The sequence below is a fragment of the Leisingera sp. ANG-S5 genome, assembly GCF_000813925.1.
Classification (GTDB): Bacteria; Pseudomonadota; Alphaproteobacteria; order Rhodobacterales; family Rhodobacteraceae; genus Leisingera.
Genome location: NZ_JWLH01000020.1, coordinates 52,106 through 63,385, shown reverse-complemented (window position 1 = coordinate 63,385; position 11,280 = coordinate 52,106). Strand labels below are relative to the sequence as shown.

Below are 11,280 nucleotides of genomic sequence, written 5' to 3'. Positions count from 1 at the left end.
TGCTGCATGAAGCTGACCGGTGCAAAGAGGCCCACCAGCAAGAGGAGCGCGCCGCCGCCGGCCAGCATGGTGACCTGGCTCTTGGTCTGCGCCTTGAAGGCCTCAACCTCCTTGGCGCGCTTTTCTTCCGGCGTCAGCTCCGGCACGGCCTCCTTGGGCTTGGCCGCAATCGCCTGCACCTTTGGCGGCGGCGGCGGGAAGGTGATCTCGCCCTCAAAGGTGACGGTCGCGCCGCGGATCACGTCGTCTTCCATATTGTGGTTGACCAAACCGTCTTTTTCCGGCGTCAGGTCAGCCATCATGTGGCGGATGTTTGTCGCGTAAAGGCTCGAGGACTGCGCCGCCATGCGGCTGGGGAAGTCGGTGTAGCCGATGATGGTGACACCGTTTTCGGTGACGATCTTCTCGTCCATGACGGTCAGCTTGCAGTTACCGCCCTTCTCTGCTGCCAGGTCGACAATGACCGAGCCGGGCTTCATTGCGGCAACCATATCCTCGGTCCACAGTTCCGGCGCCTCGCGGTTCGGGATCAGCGCGGTGGTGATGACGATGTCCACCTCCGGCGCCAGCTCGCGGAACTTGGCCAGCTGTGCTTCGCGGAACTCCGGGCTGGAGACCGAGGCATAGCCGCCGGTGGCAGCGCCGTCCTGCTGCTCCTCCTCGAAGTCGAGATAGACGAACTCGGCGCCCATCGACTCGACCTGCTCAGCCACTTCGGGGCGCACGTCGAAGGCATAGGTCACGGCGCCCAAACTGGTCGAGGTGCCGATGGCGGCAAGCCCCGCCACCCCGGCGCCGACCACCAGAACCTTTGCCGGGGGCACCTTGCCTGCCGCGGTGATCTGGCCGGTGAAGAAGCGGCCGAAGTTGTTGCCCGCCTCGATGACAGCGCGGTAGCCCGCGATGTTCGCCATCGAGCTCAACGCGTCCATCTTCTGCGCGCGCGAAATCCGCGGCACCATTTCCATGGCGATGACATTGGCCTTCTTCGACTTGGCCAGCTCCATCCCCTCTTCATTCCCTGCCGGGTTGAAGAAGGAGATCAGCGTCTTGCCCTTGGTCAGCCGCTTCAGCTCGGTTGCATCCGGCTGGCGCACCTTGGCGACAATATCGCAGGCCTTCCACAGCGCTGCCGGGGTCTTGATGACCTCAACGCCTGCCGCCTCATAGGCCGCATCGGAAAAGCCCGCAGCGGCGCCCGCCCCGGCCTCAATCGCGCACTCATAGCCCAGCTTCTGCAGCTGCTTCGCCGAATCCGGCGTCATCGCAACCCGGTTTTCACCCGGCGCCAGCTCTTTTGGCGTTCCAATCAGCACGGCCGTTCTCCTCCCATTGCGCCAGACCCGCCCCACAGGTGAGTCGGATGGCATCATTCATCATGTTTCTTTTTTTACCAGATAGTCAAATTTTTAGTTTTCAGTCAACAAAATTGTATCACGTAAGCAGGTATTCAATATTTTTTTGCTTTGTTTCCTGTAGTTACAGTATTTTGCAGGCATGTTTTTTATCTACTAGTCAAATTTTAGGTTGACAGAATCCAGGACTCCCACAAACCTAAAAGCAGGAGGAGCCCATGAACATTCTACTGAAAAAACCAAGTGAATCCTGGGCGGCGGCCGGGGACCTGCATGACTTGATGGCCCGTGCCCGCCAGATCCGCGATGCCCATTGGGGGCGCACCGTCACCTATTCCCGCAAGGCCTTTGTGCCGCTGACCAACATGTGCCGCGACACCTGCGGCTATTGCACCTTCGTCAAGCATCCCGACTCGCCCGAAGCGAACATCATGACGCCGGAGCAGGTGCTGGCCACGGCCCACCGCGGTGAGCGGGAAGGCTGCAAGGAGCTGCTGTTCAGCCTCGGCGAGAAACCGGAACTGCGCTACGAGAAGGCGCGCAAAGCACTGGAGCGGCTCGGCTATTCCAGCCTGACCGCCTATCTGGCCGAGATGTGCGCGCTGGTGCTGCGGGAAACCGCGCTGCTGCCGCATGTGAACGCAGGCACGCTGACCAGCGAAGAGATTGACCTCTTGCGGCCGGTCTCTGCCTCGATGGGGATGATGCTGGAAACCGTCAGCCGCCGCCTGACCCGCAAGGGCCAGCCGCATTATGCCTGCCCCGACAAGGTGCCGGTGCAGCGGCTGCGCACGCTAGAACGGGCGGGCGAGAAGAAAGTGCCCTTCACCACCGGCCTGCTGATCGGCATCGGCGAGACTTTTGAAGAGCGTATCGAGGCGCTGCACGCGATCAACGGCGCCCACGCCCGCCACGGCCACATCCAGGAAGTGATCATCCAGAACTTCCAGCGCAAGCCAGATATCGCCATGGCGAACCACCCGGAGCCGCCGCTGGAAGACATGCTGCGCACCATCGCGGCGGCCCGCATCATCCTATCGCCGGACATCAGCCTGCAGGCGCCGCCGAACCTCAGCGCCCGCCACCTGGCCTACCTGGACGCAGGCATCAACGACTGGGGCGGCATCTCGCCGGTCACCATCGACTTCATCAATCCGCAGCATGAATGGCCGGAGATCCGCCAGCTTGCCGCCTCCTGCACCCAGGCCGGGTTCCAGCTGCGCGAGCGGCTGACGGTCTACCCCAGCTACCTGGCCGCCGGCAGCGGCTTCATCGACCCGGAAATTCTGGCCCGCGCCTCCGGCATGGCGCAGGCCAACGGACTGGCACGCGACCAGCAGCACATGGGAGAAACAGCATGACCATCCAACCCCCCGCAGAGAAGTTTGCCGCAGTCCCGGCGGCCGTCAGCGCCGCCTCCGCTCCGGTTCGCGCCATTCTGGAACTGGCGTTGGAAGGCGGCGAGGTGTCAGAAGCCGAAGGCACAGAGCTGTTCCGCGCAACGGGCGCCGATGCCGAAGCGGTCTATGCCGCGGCCGACGAGCTGCGACGCCGCGCCAACGGCGACCGGGTGTCCTTCGTGGTCAACCGCAACATCAACTTCACCAACATCTGCTACATGGGCTGCCGCTTCTGCGGCTTTGCCAAGCGCAGCGAGGACAAAGACGCCGAGTGGCTGGAGCCCGCGCAGATCGTCGAGCGCGCGCAGCAGGCCTGGGACCGCGGCGCAACCGAGGTCTGCATCCAGGGCGGCCTGCACCCAAAGATGGAGGGCACCTATTACCGCGACATCGTGCGCGCCATCAAGGCGGCGCTGCCCGACATGCATATCCACGCCTTCTCGCCGTTTGAGATTTGGTACGGTGCCTCCAAGACCAAGATGTCCTATCATGACTTCCTGGCCGATCTGAAGGCGGCGGGCCTCGGCTCGATGCCCGGCACCGCGGCGGAAATCCTCGATACCGAAGTGCGGATGCAGCTGACCAAGAACAAGCTGAGCGCCGAGAAATGGGTGGAGATCATCCGCGCCGCGCATGAGGTTGGCATCCCGACCACTGCCACCATCATGTACGGCCATCTCGACAGGCCGGAGCATTGGGCGGCGCACATCCGCCTCCTGCGCGACATCCAGAAGGACACCGGCGGCTTTACCGAACTGGTGCCGCTCTCCTTCGTGCATACGGAATCGCCCCTCTGGGCGCAGAACCCGGACAGGGTGCGCCCCGGCCCCACCCCGCTGGAGGTGGACCTGATGCACGCGGTCTCCCGCATCATGCTGCACGGCTGGATCGACAACATCCAGGTCAGCTGGACCAAGCTGGGCGCGGCGCGGGCGCAGGAAATGCTCACGCGCGGCGTCAACGACCTAGGCGGCACGCTGATGAACGAAAGCATCTCCCGCGCGGCCGGCTCGGCCCACGGCCAGGAAATCACCGCCCGCGAGCTGGCGCAGATCATCCGCGCCGCGGGCCGGGTGCCGGTGCGCCGCAGCACCATCTACGAGACCCGTGAGGTCTATGAACACCACGACCCCGAGGTGATTGCGCCGCTGGTGGACCGTCAGGGCCGCGACCCGCTGGCGTTTCTGGAGATGTTCCCGGAGCGCCCCGCGCTGGAGGCGGCGGAATGAGCGGCGCAGGCAAGCATAAGGTGACGCTGCTGGCCGGCGGCGTCGGCGGCGCCAAGATGGCCGAGGGGCTGGCAGCCCTGCCGGATGTGCAGCTCTCGGTGATCGGCAATGTGGCGGATGACGATGCCTTCCACGGCCTCTGGGTCTCGCCCGATATCGACACGCTGACCTACAGCCTTGCGGATGTGATCGACCGCAGCCAGGGCTGGGGCGTCGCGGATGAGGGCCACCGGGCGCTGGAAACGCTGACCAAACTGGGCGCGGACACCTGGATGTCGCTGGGCGACCGCGACTTCGGCCTGCACATCTACCGCACCATGCGGCGGCTTCGCGGCGACCGGCCCAGCGAGATCGCCCGTGACGTTGCCCGCGCCTTTGGCGTCACGGCAGAGATCCTGCTGCCCACCGACGGCACCGTGCAAACCCGGGTGCGCACCGATGCGGGCTGGCTGAGTTTCCAGGAGTATTTCGTGCGCGAACGCTGCGCGCCGGAGGTCCGGGAACTGGCCTTCGAAGGCCTCGCCCGGGCCCGCCCAACGCCGGAGGCGCTGGAGGCAATCCGCGCAGCAGACCTGATCGTGATTGCACCGTCCAATCCGCTGGTCAGCATTGCCCCGATCTTGGGCATTCCAGGCATAGCGGACGCGGTGCAGGCCTCCGCCGCGCCCAAGATCGCTGTCAGCCCCTTCATTGACGGCAAGGTTGTGAAAGGCCCCGCCGACCGGATGATGCAGGCGCTGGGGGAGCAGGCAGACGCGCTTGGCGTTGCCCGCCGCTACCGCGGCCTCGCCGGTACATTGTTCATCGACCACGCCGACGCGTCGCTGGCGGGCGCCATCCGCGCCGAAGGGCTGGAGCCGGTCTGCAGCCGCATCCTGATGAAAACCCATGAGGACAAGACCCGGCTGGCCCGCGAAATCGTCGACCTGGCATTTGCTCCGGTCCATCTGGAGGCAACCGCATGACCCCGCAACAAGGTACCGGCAAGCGGCTCGCCGTGATCCCGATGAAGGACCCGTCAAAGGCCAAGACCCGGCTCGCCGTCGCCCTCACCCCGCAGGAGCGCAGGGTGCTGGCGGAAGGGCTGTTCCAGGCCACCGTCGCGAAACTGCAAGAGGCCCTGGCCCGCCTCCCCGGCGGCACGGCGGATATTGCCGTGGTCAGCAACAGCCCGGTGATTGCCCGGATCGCCCGTCAGGGCGGCCTCATCTGCATCGACGACCAGGACCCCGGCGCGCTGTCGCTGGCAGTGGAGGCCGCCGCCGTTTGGGCGGCACAGCAGGGATACAGTGCGCTTTGCGTTCTGCCCGGCGATCTCGCCGCCCCGTCCACGGACGACCTCACCCGGCTGCTGGCACACCCGCTGGATAACAACAGCGCGCTGTTCTGCCCGGCCAAGGATCTGGGGACCAATGCACTGCTGGCGCCCCTGCCCTGCCCCTTCCCGTTCCGCTACGGGCCGAAGTCTCTGATCGCGCATCTGCACGCGGCAGAGGCCGCCGGGCTTTGCCCCCGGGTGCTGCCGCTGGCCAGCCTCCGCATTGACGTCGATACAGCCGAGGATCTTGATCACCTGCTGGCCCATAACCCGCAGGCACTGGCGCGGGAGGGCGCGCAATGAGCCTTTCCGTCTCTCTCACCGCCATTCCCGGTGTGCCGGACATCCGCAACGGCGACGATCTAGCCGCGGTTCTGGGCGATTGCCTGGACCGGGCCGGCATGCCGCTCAAACGCGGCGACATCCTTTGCGTCGCGCAAAAAGTCTTCTCCAAGGCCGAGGACTGCATCATCCCGCTGGCCTCGGTGACGCCGTCGGCGGAGGCGCTGAAATACGCCGAAGAGCTGAACAAGGACCCGCGCAAGGTCGAGATCGTCCTGCGCGAAAGCACCCGCGTGGTGCGCGCCTTCCGCCGCCCGGACCAGAACGAGGGCACGATGATCTGCGAGCACCGGCTCGGCTTCATCTCAGCCAATGCGGCGGTGGATGAGTCGAATTTCGGCGAGGAAGATGCGGCGATGATACTGCCGCCCGATCCGGATGCCAGCTGCGCCCGGCTGCAGCAGGATCTGTCGCACCGTTTTGACGCCGAGATCGGCGTGGTAATGACCGACACCTTCGGCCGCCCCTGGAGGCTGGGCCAGGTCAATGTGGCGATCGGCCTGGCCAAAGTGCCAGCGACCATCCGCGAACAGGGCAAAAGCGACGCCTGGGGCCGCCCGCTGCAGGTGACTGAACCGGCACTGGCCGATGAAATCGCCGCCGCCTCGGGGCTGGTGGTGCGCAAGAACGGAAAGACACCGGCGGTGCTTCTGCGCGGGCTCGACTGGCAGCCCGCCGACAGCCGCGGCGCCGACATACTCAGGAAAAAACAGGAGGATATGTTCCGATGAGGATCGCAATCATTGGCGGCACCGGGCCGCAGGGACAGGGTCTGGCTTTGCGCTTTGCCCGCGCCGGCATCAATGTGGCTCTGGGTTCGCGCGACGGTGAGCGCAGCGCCGGCATCGCAGCAGAGCTGATGGCGAAACTGCCCGCGGGCGCCGCCGAAATCACCGGCCTCGGCAATGAAGCCGCCACCGCAGCTGCGGATGAGATGGTGATCCTCGCGGTGCCATTCTCCGCCCATAACGCCACGCTCAAGGCGCTGAAGCCGGGCCTTGCGGGCAAGATCCTGGTCGACATCGTGGTGCCGCTCAAGGAAGGCGACCCCAAGAAGTTGGAAATGCCGACCGAAGGCTCCGCCACCGAGGCCGCGCAGGCGCTCCTAGGCGACGAGATCCCGGTGATCGGCGCGCTGCACAACGTGTCGGCCACCACGCTCAACAACCTGGACTGGCCGATCAACTGCGACATCCTGGTCTGCGGCAACAGCCTGCCTGCCCGCAAGAAGGTGATGGAGCTGGTCGGCGCGCTGGATGTCCAGGCCTACAACGCCGGCGACGCCGAGGCCGCCCGCTGCATCGAGGCGATCACCCCGATCCTGATCCGCCAGAACATTTCCAAGGCGGTGCCCTTCACCCATGCGGGCATCCGCATCTGGGCCCCCGATCACTGAGATTCCAACGAGGAGGAAAACACACATGGAATTCGGTATTTGCTTCAAGGGCTTCGTTGAGCCCGAACGCGCCCGCGCGCTGGTCCGCCAGGCCGAGAACGCAGGCTTCACCTACTGCTGGTTCTACGACAGCCACATCCTGTGGCGCGAAAGCTTCGTCGCCATGGCGATGTGCATGGAGCACACCACCAACATGCGCTTCGGCCCGCTGGTGACCAACCCGAACTCGCGCGAGTGGTCGGTGGCGGCCTCGCTGTTCGGCTCGCTGGCGAAACAGTCCGGCGGCCGTTTCGACATCGGTCTCGGCCGCGGCGACAGCGCCGTGCGGGTGATGGGCAAGAAGCCCTCGACCATCAAGCGGATGGAAGAGTTCACCCACGTGGTCAAATCGCTGATCCGCGGCGAGGAAGTGCAGTACGGCGAATGCCCCGAGCCGGTGAAATTCCCCTGGGCGCAGGGCTATGAGCTGCCGGTCTGGATCGGCGCCTACGGCCCCAAGGCGCTGGCTTCGGCCGGCAAGGTCGGCGACGGCGTGGTGCTGCAGATCGCCGAGCCCAAGATCATCAAATGGCTGGCCGATCAGGCCAAGGCCGGCGGTGAGGCTGAAGGCCGCGACATGTCAAACTACCGCGTCATGGCCGCGGCGCCCGCCCACACCGGCCCAATCGAGGAAGGCATCGAGAAGACCAAGTGGTTCCCTGCCATGGTCGGCAACCACGTCGCTGACATCGTCGAGAAATACGGCACCGGCGGCGATCATGTCCCGACCAGCCTGACCGACTACATCAAGAACCGCAAAGGCTACGACTATTCCAAGCACGGCCAGAGCGATAACCCCTATCTCGACTTCATCACCGAGGACATCGTCAAGAGCTTCTGCGTGCTCGGCACCCCGGATGAGCATATCGCCAAGATCCGCGATCTGGAGGCCGCTGGCACCACCCAGTTCAACATCTATCTGGACAGCGGCGACGAGGAGAAGATCATCGCCGATTACGGCGATCACATCATCCCGGCCTTCCGGGAGGACGGTTCCGTATCCTCCCCGATGCTGGCTGCCTCCTAAGGGCTGACGCCAGCCATCTCCCCTGACGGCACAGCCTTCCGGCGGGCAGCCTCCCCTGCCCGCCGGTTTTTGCTGCCCGCAGCCGCCGTCGGACCGCCCACCGGACCGCCCGCTGGCCTTCCCCCCCGAGTTGTGCCAAGACAGCGCCGAGTCGGATTGATATGAAATGGCGGATTCCGCATGGCGCGCATGGCATCAGAGAAACCGAAGACCAAGATCCAGCGTCAGAAAACAGAACAAATCATGGCCGCGGCGCTTGAAGTCTTCTCCCGTCATGGTTCTTCCGGCGCATCTATCAACATGATTGCCAAAACAGCAGGGCTGACTACTCCCAACCTGCTTTATTACTTTGAAAGCAAGGACGCGATCCGGCGGGAGCTTATGGGCCGAACACTGCAGCTGTGGATGGCACCGTTGAGCATGCTGAGCCCGCACGGCGAACCTATTGATGAAATCTGCGAATACATCCGGCGAAAATTGGACGTGTCACGAAGCTTCCCCAAGGAAAGCAAGTTCTTTGCCAATGAGGTCCTGAGCGGGCTGCCGCGTTCCCGCAGCGAAATCTTTGGCCCTCTCAAAGAGCTCTACAGCGCAAAAATCCTGCTGCTGGAAGAATGGATGGATGACGGAAAGATTGCATCTGTGGATCCGCATCACCTTCTGTTTTCGATTTGGGCAACCACGCAGCACTATGCCGACTTCGACGTACAAATCGCGGAAATTGCTCCCAGCAAGGCGGAAGACAGATATGTTGAGGCTGAAGCATTTCTCTTAGAAATGTACAAAAAATTGCTCGCCGTTTAAGGTGCGAGTTTAGCTGAGCTATATTTTCAGCAGGCCACGCCCGAAGATATGCAAGGAACAGGGTGTTAAACCTCTGAACTGTACAGAATTCAAAAAACAAGCGCGAATAGCGGCCGCATAGCCGGGCCAATGGTAATTGCCTTAAGCACGGTCTGCGCTGCTTGGTTCGCAGTGTCCTCACCGGCTGCATGAACACATACGAACACCGTGCCCTCCTCAACGGGATACCTACGCCACCCGGATGCTGAACAATGGTATGAGGCTAGAGAAGGTATCCCACCTTCTCGGACACGCCACTGTGACCCAGACACAGAAGTACGCCAAGTTCGCCAAAAGGGATGTCGCGGACAGGGCGAGGGAGATCATGAATGGAAGCTGAAATTCCAGCAGCCCCGAAATTGGCCCTTGTATGGACCTACTATATACGGCCCAAGGTCAAAGACGCTACTTACTAACTGATTTTAAAGGAGAAAATGGCGATCCCTGAAGGACTCGAACCCTCAACCTGCTGATTAGAAGTCAGCTGCTCTATCCAGTTGAGCTAAGGGACCGCTCTGCGCCAGTTATGACAGGCTGCCCCCGGGGGTCAAGCCGCGGCGCGCAGATCCAGATGCATAAAGACCGACCACGGATCCTCGGCATAATCCGCAAACGGCGGGCAAGGGGCAAAGCCAAAGGATTCGTACAAACGCCGCGAGGGCAGGAAATCCTCGGTGGAGCCGGTCTCGAGGTAGACCGCGACCGCATGGCTGCGGCGGGCAAGCTCCAGCAGGAAGGCCAGCATGGCACGGCCTGCGCCACTGCCGCGGGCCCCTGCCAGTGTGTGCATCGACTTCAGCTCGCGGGTGCCATCGCCCAGGTCCTTGAGCGCCCCCATGGCAAGCGCCTGGCCGTCCCGTCGCAGCAGGAAGAATTGCACCTCCGGCCCCTCCAGACCGCTGGCGTCCATGGCATGGCAGCTTTCCTCAGGCGATTGCGCTGCCATCTGCGCCAGATGGCGGCGGATCAGGGCGGCAGCCTCTGGATCAGAGGGGCGGGCGGCGGCGATGTCAAAGGCTGTGTCGGTCATCGTCAAAGTCCATCGGGCGGGTTGCCCTAAGGTATTGCCCGGCCAGCGGCGGATGGCAATCGCGCAGGCGCTCTAATGCACCCCCAACGCAGGTGATGCCTGATTTTTAGGCAAGGCCGGGGATGTCAGCGGTAGAGGCTGCACCAGATGGCCATCAGGGTACGGGCAGCTTCCGGCGGCAGTGCCAGGAGCAGCAAGGCGCCGCCGTCGGAGGCCGCGAGGATGTGCAGTTGCGGCGTGACCGGCAGCAGCAGGCAGTCCGGTTTTGGCACAGGCATCCGGGCAGAGGCGGGGCGGGCCGATTTGGAGGTGAGCGCCTTTCGTACCGCATCCAGCCGGGTGAGCAGCGCGTCCGAGCCGCCCGCCTGCGTCTGTGCGCTGTGTCGCGGGCAGTGAAGCCATGCAACAGCCTGCACTTCGGCTTGGGCGCGAAACTTGTCCAGCCGGCTGCTGCTGCCCCCTGCGGTCAGGGCGGCGGCCAAGGTCCCTGCGGTGCAGCTGCCCGCACCTTGCGGCACGGCGCAAGGCCGGCGGCGAAAACTGAAAGCCTGATCCCGGGCCTGAGCATCCAGTTGCCGCAGGCGGGCAGCAAAGAGCTGGGCTGCGGCTTCCGGATCCTCGGCAGCAGTGGAGGGGTCCGTGCAGCCGTTCAGGCGGATGCCTGCAAGCCTCCGATGCACCACAGTGAGGACCGCGGCGGGCTGCTGGCGGATGTAAAGGATGATTTCGCGCGGCAGCACGGTATCGCGGATTTCGCGCAGCACTGCGGCGCCGAGACTGTCTGTCGCCTCTGCACCGGCATTGCCGCCGGGTTGCGCCAGCCGGACCAGCGCCTGCTGCAGGGCTGAGGCGGCGGCACTGCCAGGCCGCGGGGGGCGCTGCGCGGGAGTCGCCATCACATACCGCCTTTCTGGCGCGCGAGCAGCTGCCGGGCCGGGGCCGCCAACCGGGCGGCGGCCTCTGCGTCGTCGCAGATACACAGCACAGCATCGCCGGAGCCGCCACCAGCGCGCAGGAACAGGCGAGCCTCGCCCGGGGCGAGCAGCAGAACGTCATCCGCGGGCGTATTGGCGGCGCCGCCGGCCTGAACTGCTGCATCCAATGCCAGGAAGCCGCGGCGGGCCTGCTGGCAAAGGTCGTCGAGATATTCCTGCGGATGGCCGCCATCGCTGCTGCTGCGCAGGACAATGCTGGCGCCGAGGTCGCCAAAGGCGGCCAGGCGGCAGCCGGGTTCAAAATGGCGCAGGGCGTCGAGCTGGCGGGCAAGGGTCATGGCCTATCCCAGCCGCGCGGTGGTGCAT

Annotated in this window: 13 protein-coding genes and 1 tRNA gene; 9 read left to right on the top strand and 5 right to left on the bottom strand. The window is 64.4% G+C overall.

Features of this window, described 5'->3' with window-relative positions; genetic code table 11:
- Nucleotides 1-1,316, bottom strand: a 1,316-nt coding sequence (locus RA25_RS20305; protein WP_039174748.1) for a Re/Si-specific NAD(P)(+) transhydrogenase subunit alpha, incomplete at its 3' end; no start/stop codon positions are given.
- Between the two features lie 257 nt (nt 1,317-1,573).
- Here RA25_RS20305 and cofG point away from each other — a divergent pair.
- From cofG to RA25_RS23510, 9 genes are all read left to right on the top strand, one after another.
- Nucleotides 1,574-2,716 (top strand): 7,8-didemethyl-8-hydroxy-5-deazariboflavin synthase CofG, encoded by a 1,143-nt coding sequence (gene cofG, locus RA25_RS20300; RefSeq protein ID WP_082023122.1) that lies wholly within the window; start codon nt 1,574-1,576, stop codon nt 2,714-2,716.
- Nucleotides 2,713-3,984 carry a 5-amino-6-(D-ribitylamino)uracil--L-tyrosine 4-hydroxyphenyl transferase CofH gene (gene cofH / locus RA25_RS20295; RefSeq protein WP_039174747.1) on the top strand — a complete coding sequence of 424 codons (1,272 nt, stop codon included), beginning with the start codon at nt 2,713-2,715 and terminating at the stop codon, nt 3,982-3,984. Before cofG ends, cofH begins: the two co-directional genes overlap by 4 nt.
- Nucleotides 3,981-4,949: a 2-phospho-L-lactate transferase gene (gene cofD, locus RA25_RS20290; protein ID WP_039174746.1), complete on the top strand. Its 969-nt coding sequence runs from the start codon at nt 3,981-3,983 to the stop codon at nt 4,947-4,949. Before cofH ends, cofD begins: the two co-directional genes overlap by 4 nt.
- On the top strand, nt 4,946-5,605 hold the full coding sequence (cofC, locus tag RA25_RS20285; RefSeq protein ID WP_019296527.1) for a 2-phospho-L-lactate guanylyltransferase: 660 nt from the start codon (nt 4,946-4,948) through the stop codon (nt 5,603-5,605). Before cofD ends, cofC begins: the two co-directional genes overlap by 4 nt.
- Nucleotides 5,602-6,375, top strand: a complete 774-nt coding sequence (gene cofE / locus RA25_RS20280) for a coenzyme F420-0:L-glutamate ligase (RefSeq protein WP_019296526.1) — start codon at nt 5,602-5,604, stop codon at nt 6,373-6,375. Before cofC ends, cofE begins: the two co-directional genes overlap by 4 nt.
- Nucleotides 6,372-7,040, top strand: a complete 669-nt coding sequence (npdG, locus tag RA25_RS20275; RefSeq protein WP_039174745.1) for an NADPH-dependent F420 reductase — start codon at nt 6,372-6,374, stop codon at nt 7,038-7,040. The genes cofE and npdG overlap by 4 nt, the downstream gene beginning before the upstream one ends.
- A 25-nt stretch (nt 7,041-7,065) precedes the next feature.
- The gene (locus tag RA25_RS20270) at nt 7,066-8,106 is read left to right on the top strand and encodes a TIGR03842 family LLM class F420-dependent oxidoreductase (RefSeq protein ID WP_019296524.1); all 1,041 of its coding nucleotides are present in this window, start codon (nt 7,066-7,068) and stop codon (nt 8,104-8,106) included.
- 180 nt (nt 8,107-8,286) lie between these two features.
- Entirely contained in the window at nt 8,287-8,910 is a 624-nt protein-coding gene (locus RA25_RS20265; RefSeq protein ID WP_039174744.1) for a TetR family transcriptional regulator C-terminal domain-containing protein, read from the top strand.
- Between the two features lie 157 nt (nt 8,911-9,067).
- Nucleotides 9,068-9,289 carry a tyrosine-type recombinase/integrase gene (locus RA25_RS23510; RefSeq protein ID WP_446720389.1) on the top strand — a complete coding sequence of 74 codons (222 nt, stop codon included), beginning with the start codon at nt 9,068-9,070 and terminating at the stop codon, nt 9,287-9,289.
- A 95-nt stretch (nt 9,290-9,384) separates the two neighbouring features.
- Here RA25_RS23510 and RA25_RS20260 read toward each other — a convergent pair.
- The 4 genes from RA25_RS20260 to RA25_RS20245 all read right to left on the bottom strand — a co-directional run bounded on the left by RA25_RS20260 (nt 9,385) and on the right by RA25_RS20245 (nt 11,252).
- A tRNA-Arg gene (locus RA25_RS20260) sits at nt 9,385-9,461 on the bottom strand.
- A gap of 35 nt (nt 9,462-9,496) precedes the next feature.
- Nucleotides 9,497-9,979, bottom strand: coding sequence for a GNAT family N-acetyltransferase (locus tag RA25_RS20255; RefSeq protein WP_019296521.1), 483 nt, complete (start codon nt 9,977-9,979; stop codon nt 9,497-9,499).
- A 125-nt stretch (nt 9,980-10,104) separates the two neighbouring features.
- Nucleotides 10,105-10,875 (bottom strand): hypothetical protein, encoded by a 771-nt coding sequence (locus RA25_RS20250; protein ID WP_039174743.1) that lies wholly within the window; start codon nt 10,873-10,875, stop codon nt 10,105-10,107.
- The gene (locus RA25_RS20245) at nt 10,875-11,252 is read right to left on the bottom strand and encodes a hypothetical protein (protein WP_019296519.1); all 378 of its coding nucleotides are present in this window, start codon (nt 11,250-11,252) and stop codon (nt 10,875-10,877) included. Before RA25_RS20245 ends, RA25_RS20250 begins: the two co-directional genes overlap by 1 nt.
- Between the last annotated feature and the right edge of the window lie 28 nt (nt 11,253-11,280).